We start from the raw sequence: 19,385 nt of genomic DNA, 5'->3' as shown, positions 1-19,385 counted from the left end.
ATTGTTGTATATATGTCGCAAAAAGCATTGAACTCAATACAAAAATAAAGCCGAAATAAAGCTGTGCTATTTGCCAAACAGTTTTTGCCAAAAGCTTTTTTTCTTTTCAGGAACCATTTGTTCATGGGTGATGATTACGCGTTCCGTATTTTCAAGAATTTCGTTGTCATTTAACCCTTGATTCCCTTCCAATTCCCTTAGTTGTTCAAACATCGCCTCTTCATACAACAAGGCACCTTCAGTATCGCAATGGAATAAATTAGAATAACAAGTCGATTCGTTGAGATTCATAGGATTGGGCTCAACTACTTCAGTAGCTTCTAAAAGTCCAAGGTTATGTTCTTTTGCATAAGTTAGTGCTTTCAGAAAAACATTGATTCGGTTATGCGAATAAAAATCGTCTAACTCTCTTTTTACTTCCTCCTTTGTTTGGTAATCAGACAACAGAGCTACCACCTGATTTGCATTGATATAAATACCAGAGCTCTAGTTTTCAACTAAAGTATTTGCGATAGGGTTGGGCACTTTAACTTTTAAAATATCTTCCCAAGGCGTGGTATATGCTTTAAACTGTGGCTTGTCTTGAATGAAAAAGGAAAAGGCAGTACCTCGGGTGTAAAAGTACGTCCTGAAAAAGCCTTGTATTACCGCAATATAATAGCCGTGTGTCTTGTCAAAGTAATCTGTAGGAGCAGTTGTCTTAGCTATTTCAACCGTATTGATATACTTCTCAACATAGAATTCGTCAACATCATGCTCTTGGGCTAGTTTTTCAATACTCGATTCGTCTTCTAGTACATCGAAATACCAGGTTTGTATTTCTTGTTCACTTATTGGATGGTAGCTGATATCAAATCCCATAGCTTCTTTTTAGTGTTAACAATGTTTTGCTTAGTACGAATTATAAATATAAGAAATAAAAATACGTAAATAATGGGTAAAAAGACGTAGGCTAAGATAATTAACATTTGGTTTTCAAAAAAGCTAAAAGCTTGAATTAAAGTAAATTTTGGTATGTTAATCAAAAGGAACGTATTCAAAATGGTGTTTCGATTATGGTTCTTTCTGCTATTATCTGTTCTTGTGTGATGTAGTTAAATAACGATCACTTTGTATGAGGCCTTTGAGGCGAATCCTTTTTCTACTTCACTCGCTTACACGTAATTTCCGTGTATTTAATAGCATTAACCTTATCGTCTATAGGATTGGACATGGAAGTCATAAAAGCGAATTCATCCTCTGTCAAATGGGTAATAAGCATTTCTTCTTTTACGCCCGTATCGTCTGTCGTATGGATGGTGCTGTTTTGAATGTTATAGCTTAAGCGAATAACTTCTTCAATACAATGCCCCTCTTCATCTTTTCCTGTATGCGTGTGAATCTCGATTTGATCTACTGTGAAAACCCAGGTTAGCGGTTCGCAGCCCATTTCATTCTTAGGACTAGTATCAGATAAAAACTTTGCTTCTCTATCGTAAATCTTAGCGGATGCTAATTCCCATTTCCCAATTAGATTTTCTATTTTATAGCCTTTAGTTGCTTCTTGTTCTTTGCAACTATTCATTCCCAAAAGCAATACAGATACTAGCAAAAAGGAGAATATCTTTTTCATCTCATTCTATTTTTAGGTAAAAATAAAACTTTCAAGAGACTTTGTGAAACGTGATGTTGAATTAAATCCTTTCGCGTTTAATGATAAGGGATTAGATAACTCAAATGAGAGATTGGCATAAAAAAACCGATAACTTTCATTATCGGTTTTTTTTATGGAGAAAGAGGGGCTGCCTCTTTACTTTTTATGCTTTATCAATAGGGAGGTTCCCTTTTTTGAATTGTGGTGAGTGCCTTATTTGGAAGGTTTTAGGCTATGATTAGAATTGTTTGATTTTGATATAAAAACAAATAATTTAATTTATTTATCTAATTGGGAGCGTGGCATGGACTGTGTCAGTCCTAATTTATTTTTAAATATAGAATAATTTATATCGTTTCAATGTCAAATATTTTTTGTCCGTTGTTGCCTAAATAGTGTTTTAATAAAGTTTCATAAAGACTTACACCTGTGTCTGAGTTTGTGAAAATTAATATTCCAATTTTAGTTTTTGGAAAAATAACAAAGAGGGTTTGTACTCCATTGTCTGCACCACTGTGAGATAGTGCAATCTCTTCATTACCCAAGTCATAAATTTCAAATCCTAGACCAAAATATTTTCCCTTTGTACTTGCAACTTGTTTAGTTGTCATTTCATCAAATACATTTCTTGAAAGTCCGTCCGCATTCATCACACTTACCAAAAAGTTTCCATAATCTTCAATTGTTGTTAATAAATCGTCTGCTGCATTAGGTGTTTTATTCTTTACCGTTTCGTATGCTTTACCATCTTTATTATAACCTATGGCAAATCTTATTGTGTCCACATTTTTGTCCCAAATATATTTTGTGTCAGTCATTTTCAAAGGTTGAAAAATAAGTTCATTTGCTAATTGTTGCAACGATTTATTAAATTTATTTTCTAAAGCTTTTCGCAAATATTCCATTCCTTCTCCTGAATATTGATATTTCGTTCCTGGTTCAAATTGAAAATTTAATTTTTTATTTTCATTCATCCAGCGCCAATTTGGAAAACCTGTTTGGTGACTTAAAATTATTCTTGTTGTAAGTTTTTTATTTCGTGGGTCGTTGGCGATATCGGGATCTGTCCAATATTTGTAAATAGGTTCGTCTAAATTCCATTTCCCTAAACTTACCAACTTTAATGTAACCATTGCAGTAACGGGTTTAGTTAAAGAAGCTACATTAAAAATAGTGTTGTAAGGTGTTGAATTTCCATTTGAAATTTCGCCAAAAACTTTTACTTGTTGTAGTTGGCCATTTTCAATAACGCCAATTCCTAGGGTAGGTACTTTATTTTCTTTTAACCATTTTTCAACTTCAATTTCGTTTTCAAAAATTGATTTTTCTGTTTTTCTATTTTCGTCCGCTTGATGGTCAAAACTAAATGACGTTGTTAGTTTCCATTCGCCATTTTCTAATTGCCAAAGGTTGGAAAACTTTGCTATTCCTCCTTGACTTTCTCCTTTTTCTGAAAATTTATGTTCTCCATTGTGAATAGCACCATAAAGAACACCATTTTTATAAAGTGGAAATATTTCAGTACTTTCTTTTACCAAGAATCGTTGAACTTGTCGATTAGTTTGACTGTTACAAATTCCATTTTTTAAGTCAATCAAAAATTTTTCTTTGCCAGAAATACCATCCTTGTCGTGATAAAATTTCAGATTGTCGCTTAACAAGTTTTCAAATTGTTTAATATCACAATTGTTAAAGCCAACGTCAAAAAGTAAACTGTCTTGCGCTTTGAGTTCCAGAAATAATGTCGAGTTTTTATCGATTTGTGCGTTTATATTTCCAATCAATTGAAATAGAACTAGAACTAGAATTCCGAATGATTTTGTCATTATTTTATTTTTGACAAAGATTCAGAATTAATTGATTTTCATTCAAATAATCATCCCGACAATTACCTGACAATTACCCGACAAAATTATATCATATTGAAATTCAATTGATAACGAAGTTTTTTATTTCTGTCAATTTCTGCAAGGTTTCTGAGAATTAAGAAAACATTAGACAAAACAATGATAACTAAAAGCACGATTGTGAAGGAGTCTCTGAGTTTAAGAAAGATTCCTAAAAAGAAAAATATAGGAGCCAAAATTGTCCATAAAATTTGAAGGGAAACAATTTGTATAGTTAAATGATTTTTCTGCTTTAAAGCATAAGAAAGAATGAGTGGCACTAAAATATTTAACGGTGGAAAAATAACAAACAGAATGGAAGAAAGATTAATAAGTTTGATTTTTGAATAATCTAATTCACTTTCAGATCCTGAATTTTCTGAATTGTTGACAAAAGATTCGGCTTCGGTTTGTTTATCATCATTGAGCAATTCTTTTTCCAGAATATCTAATGTTTTTGCTAACACTTTAAGTGTATGCCCTTTTGGAACTGTTCCAGCTTCAATTCGTTGTATTGTTCTTACGGAAATACCCGATTTTTCAGACAATTCTTCCTGAGTTAAATTTTTTGTTTCTCTAATCAGCTTTAATTTTGACATACGGTTTTTCTAAAATTGCAGATAACATTTTTTGTTTTGAAACAAATCATAGTATAATTTCGTAAAATAACACTTATATACGTATTGCGTTAAACTATTTATTAATTTCAAACAAAAGTAATTGTTTTTATTTTTTTATAAAAAAAAACATATCCCCTCAATATTTTGAGTTAACTTATTATTTAAATAAAACTAGCGACTCCGGAGTAGTTTTCTAACCTTTTGTGAGAGCAAGTTGTTTTGAAAGTAAGAGTCTCAATTTCTAGTGCCTCAAAACATGATGTGTTGCTACCTTTTTGATAACTTTTTCAATATGTTTTTTGATGCAAATTCGGATATTAATGTTTTCCGATTATAGGATTAAGTTCAGCTGCTAATTGTTTCTCTAAAACAGGTAAAATAATTTTCATATCAGTTTCAAACTCAATAACTGTAAGTTTTATTTGTAATGATAGTTCTTTAGCCCAAAAATGCAACTGTAGTCCATGATTATTCAACGCTTTAGGGATTCCTTTGCTTTTGTGAGTATGAAAACCTAAATGAGTAATTAATCTTCCCCAAACATGACGATTTGATTTACCAACATATAAGATTTTGTTATTTTCTGGGATTCTATTTTTTAATGTTGGAGTTGCTTTCTCAGTTTGCTTTCTAAAATTTTTAAAATACTCTATAATTTGATTAAGGGTAGCCTTTTATTCATTCTACAATTAAAAAGAGAATTGAGAACACAAAAAAACAAAGTTCAAAATAGAATGGAGAATTAGATTATTAATTTAAATCTTATATTTATTTAGAAAACAAACCACGAGATAATTATATGGAAACGATAACTTCTAAATTTAGAGATCTATACATTACAAAAGTAATTTGTGGTTATTTAGCCGCTATTTTTTGCATTGCTATATGTCTTAAACTCTATGATGAAAATGATCCAACAAAAGAAAAATCAGCGATCTTTTTTATGGGTGTTATTATTTTATTTGTATTAGCTGGAACCTTCGATTTTCTAAGAGTTACAAAAATAATTGTAAGAAATAATGCAATAGAAATTCAATATTTTTTAGGACTCAGAAGAAAAATTATAAAGTATCACGAAATCATAAAAATTAACCAGCGCAAAAGTTATTTACAAGGAAGAACAGGGCAAATAAGTGATGGGTTTCACTTCAGTGAAATTATTTTAGCTAATAAAAGTTCCTTTACTTTATCTCCAGATAAATTTGGAAATTATACTCTGTTATTATCAGCGATTAATAGAAATTTGAATAATGTGCAATACAATGAATAAAAGAAAATAGGGATTACAGATCCTATTGTAGGGGCGAATTGAAATTCGCCAATAACATGATATTACACTTTAGGTGAAAGGAAATTACATATCCCAAACAAGATAAATCAACATAAAAAAACCGATAACTCTCGTTATCAGCTTTCTTTTGCGGAGAAAGAGGGTTAGCCTCTTTTACTTTTTATGCTTTATCAATAGGGAGATTTCCTTTTTTGGATTGTGGAGAGTGCCTTATTGAGTAAGTTTTGGGCTATGATCTAAGTCAATATACTTTTTAATATTTGATTTTGAGTAGAAAGAGAGTTTTTTTAATTTATCTCTAAAATGTGTATTTCATCAATACGGTGTTAGCAGTAGGTGGTTCTACTATAATTTATAGTTTTCAAAATCGATTTCTACTTTTTCAAAATTTTCTGCGATTTCTAAAATTGAATTTATTAGAAAAAGACATTCTTGGTTATTTTCGGACATGAGGAAAACAAAACCCCATGTATCTTTTGAAACAATGAATTCTCCCATTTCGGAATTTACATTTATTGAAATTTCATCATTCATCCATAAATCCTCAAAGTCTATAACTTCGGGCTTTAATATTTTAATTGCATCAAGTAAATCAGAAAGAAATTCTTCTTTTTCTAAACCAATAAAGATTTCAATCAAAAGTTTCTCTGATCCATATCCTGGGCGAAAATGATACTTATACATTTTATTTCAGTTGTTTATTTCGCAATGTTGAGATGAGCTTGCAGATAACGCTTCGGGGCTTGGCGTCAGTAGTGGAAATTGAAGCGAAAATTTTCAATTTATCGATACAGTAAGCAAAAGCCAATTAATGGAATAAATTTAGCAAAAATGCCAATGTAATTGCCTTTTGCGGCTTGAAAGAAATAAGCTCGATTTTTCACTAAACCATCTATTTTGCATACTACATATTAGTAGCAGTTTGCCTTTTTATTCGTAAAATTCTTTCGGATATTCCACAATTCCATTTATGTTTTTCAGAGCATTTTCAGTTAATTCGATTAACATGCAGTTTTCATCAGGTACATCAAAAGGTAGCTTTATGCCATATTTATTTGACATCTCATAGCCGAATTTTGGATAATAGTTTTCATGCCCAAGTAAAATCACCGAATTGAAATTCAAATCTTTTGCAATTTTATGAGCTTTTACTATCAATTGACCACCAATTCCTTTGCCTTGATATTTTTTCAAAACAGCTACAGGAGCAAGTGCTAAAGAAATTGTTTCTTCAAAATTTACGTTTATAATTTTAATTTTCGTCAATAAAATGTAGCCAACAATTTGATTATCCATTTCAGCAACAAGAGATAATTCAGGGATGAAAGATGTAGATTTTCTTAAGCGTTCAACTAAAAACTGCTCCTGATGATCACTAAATTCTTCATCTTTAAACGCATTTTCAATAAGTTTAAAAACGTCATCATAATCTTTGATTTCTTCTTTTCGGATATTCATTTTTAAAATTTAAGATATAGGTTTCTACGTTGGAGAATTGCTACTAACATCGTTTTTTATGAAATAAAACGCAAGTTGTTTCGGGACAAAACGCGATACCCGTATTTCGTAAAATCGATAGGCTAAAATAATTAATTTTTTGTAAATAAGCTATCTATATAAAAATAGTAGAGTGATAACGAAATAAGTTCTTTTAAAATAAAATCCTATAAATAGGGATAGCAAAATAGGCTTATATATTCTATAATCAATAATATAAGGATAAGTTTTGTCAAAATTAAACTCCAACCATCTAGAAAAAGAACCTTATCTCTTAGTTTTATCACATAAATACCAATTGGAAACCCGTTTGTATTATAGTTGAATCATTAAAGATGACAACCCATTAGTCTACTTTGTACTGGATGATTTTCTTCGTATCAAAAAACTGTAGCGCCTTCATTTGTTGTACAAGTGTTTCCATTCCCTGGTCATTGATGACAGATAAAATAATAATGGGCCTATTTAAGTGATCGTAAAAACTTAGAAGCGTATGATGCGTTAAATCAATGTCCGATATTTTTGATAATTGCGGGAACAATTCTTTTAAAGCCTTCAATGTTTCGTGATGATTTTTGTCAATAATAACTAATTGCGTTTGAGGACTACTTTGTAGCGATTCCAAATTCTGTGGAGCTAAAATAGGGGAGGATAAACTGCTGTGCGTCATTTGAAAATGTTTTCCGAAAGCTTGTCTTAGCTCTGTTCTTTCTATATTAGTCTCGGCATCCGTGTAAATGGATACTCGATTGAGCAGCACGCTATAATCCGTTCGTGTATTGGGAAATTTTGCTGCAAATAGAGCAATGGCATGATCAATAAAAGGTTGATCTATTGGTTGTTGTTTGGCTAGGTATTCCTCAACGGATGGGTAGAGTTCTTTTGCAAATCCATTGATATATTCGCTGTTGTACCAATCTTTTGTAAGTAAGCTTCCACTGATGTTTTTATGTACCCAACCGTTTCCTATGGCTGTAGCTAAGGCTTCATCAAAAAAGTTATAGGCATACTGCTTGTATGGAGAGGGATTTGCTTTAAACCACTGATCGATTTGCTGCTGAAATTCTGGCGTTTGCTCATTAAAGAGCACATGACACATTTCGTGAAAAACAACGCCCATTCGTTCAACACCTCGGGTATCATTCGTCAAAACACCAATACAAAGACTGTTGGCATGTGGTGTAGCGGTTGAAATTCCCTTTTGCCCAGGAATGGGGTAAAGACTAACGAGAAAAGGAATATCTGCCGTCCACGTGGAACGATAAAAATGGCGAATTTTATCAAATATTTCTGATGATTGTGGAACGTACGTTTCTAATTTTGTTCGTTGTTCCATTATATTTTCTTCGTAATCATCCCAGATTAGAAGGTCGTAATACGTTTCTGCTTGTTTAAGAATAGTCACTAATTTCTGCTGCTCACTATGGGGTAAAATCCCAATCGACCGCTGTTTAAATTCGTCTATTGTATTGGCATTGACTAAAGCGATAATGAGCAAATCCTGCGTTGAACGATAAGAATTTCTATTTGCCGGATACCCCTCCAATTGATAGTGGTAATTCAGTTTTAAATTTTGAAAATCAACACAAAGTTGTCGAAAAACGCTATCCTTTGCGATGTTTGGTACAATGTACTCTCTCAAAGTAGGGGAAACGCCCTGCTGGGTGGTCATCGTTTCCATGAAATTAAATACACAATAGGGTTTACTTACTTTAAACTGCATGATTTCCTGTGCAATTGAAAGCTGTGTAAATGCCAATAGGCAAAATAAGAATAGTCGTTTTCTCATGTATTCTTTTTTAGAAGGGACATTTAGGGATGTAGATTGAAAATTTTAATGCTTCAACAATAGAAGAAAATCCAAGGTATAAATCAAATATAGAAAAAAAGAACTTTAAAAAAGCATCGGATGCTATTTCATCAAATACGTAGTGAAAATAGGAGTGATGCTTTGTTTTGATTAATATCCTCCTAAAAATACACTTGTACGATATTCCGCTAAAACCTCCTGTTCATCCATGATTCATTTTTCCCCATAATCTTGCCTTTTAATTGGTTATTACTTTTTCCTGAACCACCCCTAGTAGCTAGCTTTATTATTGTTCTCGATACAAAACTAAAAAAGCAGCAAAACACGGACAATACCCCCTTCCGTTTTCTTCCACTTTTGGGATAAAAAAGGAGTTTTTTTCCTTTCTTTTCCGAATTTTAAAATTGTAAATAACTGAAATTCAATACTTTGGAATAAAGTGGTAAAGGGCATGTAAGGGGTTTGTAAGGGGAAAGTAAGCACCAGCAAGGGTTTTAGGCCATTTTACCAATGTTACCCCTTACAAACCCTTTACAATCTACCTGGAGAGTGAAAGGGTGAGAGGGTGTGGCAATGAGATGATGAGGTGGTGAGGTGATGAGAAGGTGTGGCGATGAGAAGGTGTGGCGATGAGAAGGTGTGGCGATGAGATGATGAGGTGGTGAAATCGAAACGAAGTGTAGATTCATCGAACACAAAAACCAATATAAAATTTGTGAGATAGAAGGTGTGGTGATGAGATGATGAGATGGTGTGAGCAAACCTCACAAAGAGCAAAAAACGAACCTCACAAAGCATAGTTGTGTGAGCGCTGTATGGGACCCTTCGTTCCTCAGGACATACTGGGTGGATTTTCTTGTTTTTCAGAATCAACGTAGGAGTGAATGGCAATTCACTACAATAAATACTATTAAAACTGCTCATAGAGAAGTTTTAAAAACAAAAAATAAAGGACTTGCAACAATACATTTGTTTAATGCTTGAAAAGCAGATTGAAGTTAAACCAACTATTAATAAACAAGGAAATATTCAAGGGTATCGTTTTATTCATTTACCAACACATACAAATTTAAAAGCAAGTGAAATTGACAGAAATATGAAGCTTAATGACTTATTTAAAAATACAACAAGTACAGAACCTAAGGATGAAGTAAATAAACTATTTACCCAACAGGAATCTATCGAACCTCAAATGCAGAATTGGAAAACAGATGTGTCTGTTTTATTTAGTATGCTATCTGCTTTTCAACTTAGCGGTAACGATGAAGACGATGAACAGAAAAAACGCAAATGAAAAACATTAAAAAGATAAACGATGGCAAAGAATCAACCTAAACTTTCTGATATGACTGAATTATTACTTCTACAAGTAATACAATTAGAACAAACAATAAAGCAAAGCGAAAAAGCTCATTTAGAAACTATCAGAGAATTGAGTAATATCAAAGTAACAGTAAATGTTGCGGAAATTCGACAGATAAAAAAAGATAATGAGGAACTTTTAAAAGTTCATAAGACTATTAGTTCTAAAAGGTTGTTTTACTTGATTGTATTGAATAACTTCTTAATTTTAACAACATGTTTTTATATGTATGTAGTTGTTAAGAATACTATTGATAACTCCCAATATTAGCGTTTAGCGAATGAAAAAGGAGGAATGAAGAAATCAATTAGAATATGTAAATCAGTTTTTTGATAAAAATCCTAAAAACAGCTAAGTCTTTCAAAGAGAGGAAAAAAGTGAGTAAAATGCTTATGCTATTTTAAAAAGATCTGATAATGGTTTTGGGCTTTGTTTCGGTGGTATTTTGAAATCAAAAATTTTCTGTCTGTACCAAATTTTATTAATTGCTCAAATGTTTCTATTCGCACTATCCGCCCACTAACTCAGAACCTGTGTTAAGCGGTTGTATTTTATCGTATGTCATGTTTTGTTATCATTTCTCGGAGTGTCTTTGGTTCATGTCCCAAGTATTCAAGATAGTATAAAACGTCTCTCATTTTAAAGTCTGGCAACCAACGATTCTCAGATGAAAGTTTTATTATTTCAATACATTTTTCTTTTAATTTACCACTTGCGTTATCAACGATTAGAATTACGGCTAGGACAATCTGAGTAATTTCATTTTCATTTTTTCGATATTTCAAAATAATGTTAGAGAGCGCATCAATAGCATCTTTTACTTTTAGCTTTTTACTTAGCAAATGGTAAACAATTGTATAAGGGGTTATTTCATTGTCGTTGCCTTTATAAAAGTCGTCAATTGTAATTTTATCAAACCGCTTTTCTCTTATGAATTTATTCAGTTCTTCAATAGAAGGTAGTAAGTTAAACTCACTCCATTCTTTGTCCAAATGATTAAGGTTTAAAAACAATGCTATCGCTCTACCTGAAAGAATCCTAAGCATTTCAAAAGAATAATCTCTGTTTCTAATTAATGGAAAGAAAGGAGGTACGGGAAAAATTATTCTTTCTTGATAAACCTGTCTACCATGTGCAACCGAATTTCGGTCTTTTACCAAGTCAGAAATGGATGCTTTTAAACGGTGTGTTAAAATGCCTTGTTCCTGAAACATAAACATTACCTTGCTTGCAACTGGTAGTTCTGAGATGAAAATACTTTCTACGAGTTTACTTTTGGAACTTTGCTCTGATTGAAGATGATTCCCCTCTAATAAATAAATATTCTTAAGTATGTTTTCAGAAAACTGCTTAATTGATTCTGCTACTAATTGCTTTTGTTTAGTATAATATTTTGTTGAAAGTAACTCAAGAATATGAAAGTGCGAAAGGAGAACTTCGTCATCATGTACCATATTCACTTCGCTTTCTTTTTCCAAATACAGCGCTTTTCGGTACCGATCAATCAGAGAATAGAAAAGTCTTATATCATTTTCATTTTGAGATACAATAAACGCTTCAATTTTATTAAAGTCGGGTAAATAGTTTAACTTATTAAATTTAAATTTTTTGCGTTTGGTTATTTTAAGACTCCCAACGACTGTTGAATTACTAGAAAATTCAAACGGTGTAAATAGTTCTTGTGTGAGGAAAGTCAGTATGCCTAAAATTATTAAAAGTCGCGGTCTTGCATATGCTACACCGTCAGTGACAGATTCAAAATTATCAAGTTGAATTTCAATACTAACACATAAATATTTTTTCCCTTTCTCTGATTTCTGATACTTGTCAATTGAGCTTAAATCTCTAGTTGTCAAAATCCGAGAATTTAACAAGGAAACATCAACGTCTAAGTCAATGTCAATTTCCCTTATTGTCGTATATGTTGTTGGTCCTTTTTTCATTTGTTAATATACCGTCTAACGATTCGGGGCTTGGTGGTAGTGGCGGAAATTGAAGTAAAAAGTTTCAATTTAGTGACACAGTAAGCAAAATCCAATTAATTGACTAAATTTAATAAAAAAGGAAATATAAAAGACTGTTGCGACTTAAAAAGGAGAAATTTTCAATTTCTACCTTAAATCACCAATGCGCCAAACCCATGCTAACAGAAGTTTTTAGAAAATTATATTCCTCATTGAAGATTTATTTAGTTCTTTTTCAACACTCATTAGGTATGAATATGGGTTTGCTCTTAGTTTTTCTGCTTTATCTTGGTTAAACATAATTTTAGTTGTAACAACAGATATACCTGCCCCTGCAAATAAAGCTTGTGGAATAGTAAGTCCTAACATTGTTGGTAAAAAAGCTGTTGCTCCTGTTGAAATCAAACCTACTTTTAAGATTGTCTCCGAAAACCATTTGATCCGTGAACCATCTAATGCTTTTTCTAAATTGTTTAATCCAGGTAAAAATTCATCTTTATAAATGTCACTTACTTCTTGTTGTATTGCATCAAATGAATTTTCTTTATTTACATTATTTACAAGTTTCAGTAAGTTCGTTCTAAATTGCCCTAATTCATCCTTGTGATTATTCTTAAAGTCAATTATCTTTTCAACACTTGTGTTTGGTGCTAATTTAACTCCTTTTACGATTAGGTTAGTTAACAAACCCTGTGCAAGATTTAAAGTTGTTCTTTCATTTCTTCGGTAATAATAATCCCTTTCTCCATATTGGATTTTATTATCAAGTCTTGCTTGTTCCGTTAAATTTGATGCAATTGAATTGTCTGTTAATAATGAAAAAGATTTGTCTTCACAAATTTTATTGGCAAGTAAACTCATGTAAAATGAACCAAATTCGCTATTAGTTCTAAACCAACCTTCATCATCAATATTACGTTCAATTAAGTTCCTAATTTCGTGTGGTAGTTTTTCGGGATGCATTCTAAATTCTCTTGGGAGTTTTTCTGTATGAATTCTTACGTTTTTAGAAGTTTCATTTACTAAAAAACTTGATGCCTCATTAATGAATTTCAATACAGTTTCTGATAAATCTTCAACAAGTTTGTTGTCAGGATTTATTTCAAAAGGGCATAATATTCCCTTGTCCCGAAGTGTTTGGGTTAATCTGTTTTGATATGGGGTTTTAATAGATGTTGGTACAATAGTTTGGATTTCGTCCCAATATAAGATTGCTGATTTTAGCCAATTCTCTTCAGGAATGTCAATTGTTGGATAGTATAATGCTCTTGTAAATGCCATCTTAATTTTATTGGTTACTATGTAGTTTATCAGTTACTTTAAAAATATCTGCTAACGTGCCTGTGCTTGGCGCAAGTTGCGGAATTTAAAACCAAAACTTTAAATTAAAAAAACAACTTAAACAAAAGGCAACTAATTGGATAAATTTAAACAAATTATTCAATGTAGTTGCCTTTTGAGATATTTATTCTGAAACTTTAATTCTATCTCAACCCCGCAATTTAGCAAAATACATGTTAAGCACAGTTATTTAATTTTTTCAAACATAACATAAGAGTTTCCAACATCACCACATTCCGTGCAAAGGTAGTTTCTTGAACCTTTCATTACTTTATTATTAGGAGTAAGTCTTAATAAATATGTTCCGAAATTATGATGTTCGGGTGTAACCGTTTCAGTATTTAGTAGTACAACTCTACTTGGTGTTACGCGCCCCTTAAATTTTTCATTATCAATAATTTGTCCTTTTTCTATCGTAGTGATGCTACCTTCTAATTTATAAGCAAATTGTTTAAATGTTGCTTTCATAAAAGGTTCTACATCAGTTTCTTTTAAGTATTGGAGTAGATCACTATTTGAAGAGTTAGATATTGAGGGAACAGGTTGCTCTAAATCTATTTCCTCATCTTCGTCTTCATAATCTATTTCATTATCTGATTCTATGTTATAAACATAGACATTGTATTCTCCACTTAAATTTGGATAAACTTTAAAAAATAATATGTTTATTAAATAACCTACTTGGTGTCTGAAAATGAAAATAATAAAGGTTGCAACCAAAGAGCTTACCACACCTAGGATAAAATCGTTCATATGTTACTTTTATTTATAATTGTGTCTAACGTTTCGGGACATGGTGTCAGCGGCGGAAATTGAATCGAGAAGTTTCAATTTAGCGAAATGGTAAGCAAAAGCCAATTCATTGAATTAATTTAAGAAAAAAAGTCAATGTAATTGGCTTTTTGCGGAATATAAAGCCGAAACTTTAATTTTAGCCTTAACCCACCATTGCGCCAAATCCATGTTATATGTAGCATTTTAATTGTTCTCGCGAATCTGAAATTAAAAATTCGTGACTTTTAGCAACCATCTTACTATTTAATTCTTCAACTGCTGATACTGTCATTTCGTAATATTGATATTTATTATCTTCTGAATTATTAAATTCCAATCTTATTGCATGTTTTGGTGAGATTGGATAATATAACATCAAATCTTTTACATTACCATTTTCATCTAATTCGTCAGCTAGTAAATTTATCACAGGCTGGTCACTGGTAATGAAGCTAATTTCGTCAGTTATTATCTCTAAAAGACAATACTGTATTTTTGGATCAAAAGATATATTCTGCGTTAACTGAGCAGCAATAATTATTACTAAAACATTATGTATTTTTTCTATATCTAGTTTTGTATTTTTAAAATTTTCTATCTGAGAATCTTTATGCTTTTTAGTTCTGAAATATTGGAAACATAAATACATTAATGCATCGTATTTAGATATGTCATCGTCAAAAAAATATAAATCTCGTAATTCCCTACATGCGATTAATTTTGATCCATAATTCTCAATTGAAGTATGAAATTTTTCAAATCCATTTTTCTCTAACTCATTTAAAACTTCAGGAATATCTTTTGTACTTTTTTCCTGTATTTCTTTAAAATCATTAAATAGATTTATGTCAAATATTAAATTATCAATCATTGGTTTAATTGGTCCTTGTATTTTTGACGCAATATGATCTAGAAAATCTTTTTCAACCTTACCAAATTTGTCAAATTTATTGAAATATCTTTTTTGCGCGACATTCATTAAATCGGTTCGAATTATTGTGTTTTTTTGTCGAACAAATGCAAATATACTATCATTTTCTGACCAAGCTCTAAGGTAATTCCTCCAAACATAATGCTGTCGCTTTGTAATTTTGTTAGACATGATTTTTCTGCGTCGTTTTTAAGGTTATTTATTTTATAAAAGAAACGCAGAAAGCGAGCTTTCCGTTTCTTTTATAAAATAAAAAAACCGATAACTCTCGTTATCGGTTTTCTTTGCGGAGAAAGAGGGATTATAACCTATATATTTACAGAATTCATTAGAGTGTTATTTTGTTATATATCAATAAGTTAAAATAAATTATATTTTATAAAATGTGATTAAATAGTATATGATAGTATAAAAATTGGGTGTATATTTGGGTGTTAATACCTATCATCATGACTATAAAAAGAAAAGTAACTTTCGCTATTGAAAAAAGAAAAAAGGACAATATTCTTGTAGTTGAGAATGTTCCTATCAGAGCTCGTGTTGTGTATAACGGCGGACGAGTTGAGCTTTTTACAGGGTATCGAATTGATGCATCCAAATGGGATGAACATAAAGAAAGAGTCCGTAATGGTTGTACCAACAGACTTAAACAAAGTTCATCAGAAATCAACACAGCAATTAGTGAACTATCTACAATCATTGATAGAATCTTTAAAGAATTTGAACTAAAGAATGAGATGCCTTCTTTTGAAGTCTTTAAAGATGAAGTAAAACGATACTCGGATAAACAAACAATATCAGCTAAAGAAAAGAATCTCTTTACTGCTTTTGATGAGTTTGTAAAAAGTAGTGGTAAGCGCAACGATTGGACTGATGCTACCTACACCAAGTTTAATACTGTTCGTTCACATCTAAGTAACTTTAAGAGTAATTTTCAGTTCTCTGATATCAACGAGAAAGCACTCCTTGATTATGTTACTTTTCTTAGAGAAAAGAAATTAATGAGAAACAGCACTATTGATAAGCAGATTAGCTTTTTAAAGTGGTTCTTAAAATGGTGTAGAAGTAACAACTATACTATCGCATATAACTTTGAAAGCTTTAAACCCAAGCTTAAGGAAACCTCTAAGCGTATCATTTTCTTGACTCAAGAGGAACTTGAGAAAATCAAGGCAAAAGACTTAAGTGATAAACCTTATTTAGACAGGGTGCGTGATGTACTTCTCTTTTGTTGTTACACAGGGCTTAGATATTCAGATGCTTATAACCTGACCAAACAAGACATAAACAATGATGTGATTGAGTTTGTAACCAAGAAAACAAACGATCTTCTACGAGTGGAACTAAATAAACACAGTCGAGCTATTTTAGATAAATATAAAGATGTACCTTTTGAAGATGATAAAGCACTACCTGTTATCTCTAATCAAAAGATGAATGACTATGTTAAGACACTTTGTCAAGAAGCTGGGATAGATGAACCTATTAGAGAAACATATTATCAGGGAAATAAACGAGTTGATGAAGTAAAACCTAAACATGAGCATCTTAGTACACACGTTGGAAGAAGAACCTTTATATGTACTGCTTTATCTTTGGGAATACCTGTACAAGTAGTAATGAAATGGACAGGACATTCTGATTATAAATCCATGAAACCGTATATTGATGTAGCCGATACAATCAAAGCTAATGCAATGACTAAATTTGATACGATATGAGCGATACAACTTCTATTAAGCTAAGCAAGTACTCTAAATCATTAGATAGGCTTTTAAATGAGATAGAAACAGATAATTTCACTAATGATATTTGGCAATGTTATAAGCAAGAATCTTATGCTATCGTTTATAAAGAACTTGATTTAATAGATTTTGAAATTTTGCTTATTGAACTTAGAAATAACAACTTCTCAAAAGGAGCTTTATATAACATCGTTTCAATTATAGATAAGCTTAATTTATTGTTTGAAAAGTATAATGCTCAGATAAAAAGTTTGGATTTGTATAAGCTATATCACAAGGTTTATATATCACATCTATTTGAAGACAAAATTAAACTTGCTATTGAAGATTTAAAACATGTACAAGAAAGGGAAATTCCTTTAGAAGCACCTAAAAATCTTAACGAAGTAGACATTGAATACTTTAAAAATGAACTAGAGAAAATTAGAAATGAAAAGCTACTATTTGAAAAAGAAAATACTCATCAGCTAACTGACTATTATAGTTTGTTTAAAAGTCATATCAGTAAAGCTAAAGATTGGATAACGACCTATTTTCCAGAGGAACGGTTAAATTTAGACGATGATATTTTTACAAGTATGCAAGTTAACCTTCTTTATGAAGAGTGTATCTTGATGCAATGCTTCACAACTAATGATTTGAGTTTTGAAGACTTCTATCTAATTTTAAATAGAAGAAAACCTAAAGTTCCCTTTACTCAATCTTTTAAACAAGTAACCAAGTTTGCTAAAGAGTTGAAGCTTTATACGGATAAAGTTGACAAACAAATCAAAGAGCAATGGAGAGAATTTGTTTGTACTGAGCTTAATTTAAAACTCAGTACAATCAAATCTTATGGGCATAAGAGTAAAGAATGATTTATTAAATTCTGTTTCCTTTCATGAAGACTTTAGCTTGTTATTTATACACCTTAATTATTACTTATCTACTCAATAGTTCCTTTTTCAAATAAATCAATTCCATTTTCTATCTTTCGTATACTATAAATATTATCTAATCTAAAATGTCTTATTTTTCCATTTTTTAATAAACAATTTGTTTCTATAAAAACATTTACATTTTTATTTGATAATATTTCTTTATTTAGAAAAAATATATCTTCAAAGTTTTCTTTCTTAGATAAACCAATTGATTTTTCCCGGCATTTAACATAAAAAGTGTTAGTCTCTTTAATAGCTTCTTTTAATCTTGTCCTTTTGGCAGATGTTTTCTTTAATCCTATAGAATCTAATAATCTTTGTGAATTAACTATTACCAAAAAACAATTTCTGATATACACAATTCTTTTAGATAACCTATCAAATTTGTCTGAGTAGGAAATATAATAATACTCATCTAAATCAAACTTGTATTCAAAAATATTCTTACCACTAGCTTCCTTATAGTTAGGAAATTTTGCTCCCCAAAGCTCAATTTCATTAATTTCTAAGGGTCTTTCTTTTATTAAGATAGATTCCTTCTTATTGTGAATCAAATTTAAAATAAATGCTTGGTAGAAATAATGTTTAAATAATATTTCTTCTACCTGTATTAATGTATATTTTACTGTTATATCAGAATCTTCTAATTTAATCTCTTTATTTAAAGGAATTAAATTATATGAGTTAGATTCTAATTGGTTAAGGTAGTAATTAAGAACATCATCTATTTCTAATTGTTGGTTAATTTCATAAAGTAAATCTGTTTTGAAGAAGTCTTCAGAATATGTTTTTAACTGAGAATTATACCATTTACATTTAAACTCTATTAAGGGCTTTTTTGTTTCTGAACAGAATTTATCCTTTTCATCTATAAATCTAAAACCTATTATAGTCATAACAGGAGGAAGAAACTCTAAATGATTAGTTTCTATTAATTCACCATTAATATTTTCTCTATTTATTTTATGCTTATGAAGCTCTATATCAATACTTTTTAACGCTACTTTCTTATGTAAATATTCTTCTTTTATAAATTCGTTAACCCCCGTATCTGTAAAATCTTTACCTAATTCGAGCATTTGGTGAACTAAATCTATTTCAAATAGCATTTTCTTCCTTTCAATAAATCCTAACTGATCATTTCCTAAAAGATTACTTAAGTTATTAGGATAGTTTAAAAATTTTAAATCTTCACTTTTAAGATTTTTTTTTAAATACCTACCTCCTTTAGAGTCGTAGTATAAACATTCAAGAAAGAGTCCATTTTTATTTGGTTTATTTACTTTACATACTATCATTATAGGTGGAGTATAATCTGAATAACCTACAATCTTAATATCAAAATATGTTTCTATATATGGATGTGTTTTAAACACAACTAAATCTCCTACGTTAAAAGGCATTATGTTAATTTTTAATTTATACAAATATAAATTATATTTGTATGCAAACTGCGAATAAGAGTGTTATTACGGTTGTGTGGATTAGAAACTATATAGTTTACATGTTTACATAGAGGTATTCATGGAAAAAGGTTTACAAAGAATATTCTTAACAACAAAGTTATTTGAGAGATATTTATATATCTTCCATAATAGCGTAAGGATTTC

18 protein-coding genes are annotated in these 19,385 nt (G+C 30.7%); 5 read left to right on the top strand and 13 right to left on the bottom strand.

Annotated elements, in window-relative coordinates; translation table 11 throughout:
• Nucleotides 1-66: 66 nt before the first annotated feature.
• From M2306_RS08760 to M2306_RS08740, 5 genes are all read right to left on the bottom strand, one after another.
• Entirely contained in the window at nt 67-456 is a 390-nt protein-coding gene (locus M2306_RS08760) for a hypothetical protein (protein ID WP_259190665.1), read from the bottom strand.
• A 30-nt stretch (nt 457-486) separates the two neighbouring features.
• Nucleotides 487-861: a hypothetical protein gene (locus M2306_RS08755; protein WP_259190667.1), complete on the bottom strand. Its 375-nt coding sequence runs from the start codon at nt 859-861 to the stop codon at nt 487-489.
• Nucleotides 862-1,141: 280 nt separating this feature from the next.
• Complete coding sequence (locus M2306_RS08750) at nt 1,142-1,612, bottom strand: lipocalin family protein (protein ID WP_259190669.1); 471 nt, start codon at nt 1,610-1,612, stop codon at nt 1,142-1,144.
• Between the two features lie 368 nt (nt 1,613-1,980).
• Entirely contained in the window at nt 1,981-3,459 is a 1,479-nt protein-coding gene (locus tag M2306_RS08745) for a serine hydrolase domain-containing protein (protein ID WP_259190672.1), read from the bottom strand.
• 86 nt (nt 3,460-3,545) lie between these two features.
• Entirely contained in the window at nt 3,546-4,118 is a 573-nt protein-coding gene (locus M2306_RS08740) for a helix-turn-helix domain-containing protein (protein ID WP_259190673.1), read from the bottom strand.
• An 820-nt stretch (nt 4,119-4,938) separates the two neighbouring features.
• Here M2306_RS08740 and M2306_RS08735 point away from each other — a divergent pair.
• On the top strand, nt 4,939-5,409 hold the full coding sequence (locus M2306_RS08735; RefSeq protein ID WP_259190676.1) for a hypothetical protein: 471 nt from the start codon (nt 4,939-4,941) through the stop codon (nt 5,407-5,409).
• Between the two features lie 366 nt (nt 5,410-5,775).
• Here M2306_RS08735 and M2306_RS08730 read toward each other — a convergent pair whose 3' ends face one another.
• The 3 genes from M2306_RS08730 to M2306_RS08720 form a co-directional block, all read right to left on the bottom strand.
• Complete coding sequence (locus M2306_RS08730; RefSeq protein ID WP_259190677.1) at nt 5,776-6,114, bottom strand: hypothetical protein; 339 nt, start codon at nt 6,112-6,114, stop codon at nt 5,776-5,778.
• A gap of 246 nt (nt 6,115-6,360) precedes the next feature.
• Nucleotides 6,361-6,888: a GNAT family N-acetyltransferase gene (locus M2306_RS08725; RefSeq protein WP_259190681.1), complete on the bottom strand. Its 528-nt coding sequence runs from the start codon at nt 6,886-6,888 to the stop codon at nt 6,361-6,363.
• A gap of 385 nt (nt 6,889-7,273) precedes the next feature.
• Nucleotides 7,274-8,716, bottom strand: coding sequence for a hypothetical protein (locus M2306_RS08720; protein WP_259190683.1), 1,443 nt, complete (start codon nt 8,714-8,716; stop codon nt 7,274-7,276).
• Nucleotides 8,717-9,713: 997 nt separating this feature from the next.
• Between M2306_RS08720 and M2306_RS08715 the strand changes: the two genes are divergently transcribed.
• On the top strand, nt 9,714-10,031 hold the full coding sequence (locus tag M2306_RS08715) for a hypothetical protein (RefSeq protein ID WP_259190684.1): 318 nt from the start codon (nt 9,714-9,716) through the stop codon (nt 10,029-10,031).
• Between the two features lie 21 nt (nt 10,032-10,052).
• Nucleotides 10,053-10,370 (top strand): hypothetical protein, encoded by a 318-nt coding sequence (locus M2306_RS08710; protein ID WP_259190685.1) that lies wholly within the window; start codon nt 10,053-10,055, stop codon nt 10,368-10,370.
• A 281-nt stretch (nt 10,371-10,651) separates the two neighbouring features.
• On the opposite strand, the gene M2306_RS08705 is transcribed toward M2306_RS08710, so the two are convergent.
• The 4 genes from M2306_RS08705 to M2306_RS08690 form a co-directional block, all read right to left on the bottom strand.
• The gene (locus tag M2306_RS08705; RefSeq protein ID WP_259190686.1) at nt 10,652-12,043 is read right to left on the bottom strand and encodes a hypothetical protein; all 1,392 of its coding nucleotides are present in this window, start codon (nt 12,041-12,043) and stop codon (nt 10,652-10,654) included.
• Nucleotides 12,044-12,256: 213 nt separating this feature from the next.
• Entirely contained in the window at nt 12,257-13,345 is a 1,089-nt protein-coding gene (locus tag M2306_RS08700) for a DUF6236 family protein (protein WP_259190687.1), read from the bottom strand.
• A gap of 246 nt (nt 13,346-13,591) precedes the next feature.
• Nucleotides 13,592-14,158 (bottom strand): hypothetical protein, encoded by a 567-nt coding sequence (locus M2306_RS08695; RefSeq protein ID WP_259190689.1) that lies wholly within the window; start codon nt 14,156-14,158, stop codon nt 13,592-13,594.
• Nucleotides 14,159-14,369: 211 nt separating this feature from the next.
• Nucleotides 14,370-15,281 (bottom strand): DUF4238 domain-containing protein, encoded by a 912-nt coding sequence (locus tag M2306_RS08690; RefSeq protein WP_259190690.1) that lies wholly within the window; start codon nt 15,279-15,281, stop codon nt 14,370-14,372.
• 278 nt (nt 15,282-15,559) lie between these two features.
• Between M2306_RS08690 and M2306_RS08685 the strand changes: the two genes are divergently transcribed.
• Both M2306_RS08685 and M2306_RS08680 read left to right on the top strand, forming a co-directional pair.
• On the top strand, nt 15,560-16,831 hold the full coding sequence (locus M2306_RS08685; RefSeq protein WP_259190691.1) for a site-specific integrase: 1,272 nt from the start codon (nt 15,560-15,562) through the stop codon (nt 16,829-16,831).
• Nucleotides 16,828-17,712 carry a hypothetical protein gene (locus M2306_RS08680; RefSeq protein ID WP_259190692.1) on the top strand — a complete coding sequence of 295 codons (885 nt, stop codon included), beginning with the start codon at nt 16,828-16,830 and terminating at the stop codon, nt 17,710-17,712. Before M2306_RS08685 ends, M2306_RS08680 begins: the two co-directional genes overlap by 4 nt.
• Nucleotides 17,713-17,780: 68 nt before the next feature.
• On the opposite strand, the gene M2306_RS08675 is transcribed toward M2306_RS08680, so the two are convergent.
• Entirely contained in the window at nt 17,781-19,178 is a 1,398-nt protein-coding gene (locus M2306_RS08675) for a hypothetical protein (RefSeq protein ID WP_259190693.1), read from the bottom strand.
• Nucleotides 19,179-19,385: the final 207 nt, after the last annotated feature.

Source organism: Myroides gitamensis, assembly GCF_029894455.1.
GTDB classification, from domain to species: Bacteria; Bacteroidota; Bacteroidia; order Flavobacteriales; family Flavobacteriaceae; genus Flavobacterium; species Flavobacterium odoratum.
This window is presented reverse-complemented; position numbering and strand designations above follow the sequence as displayed.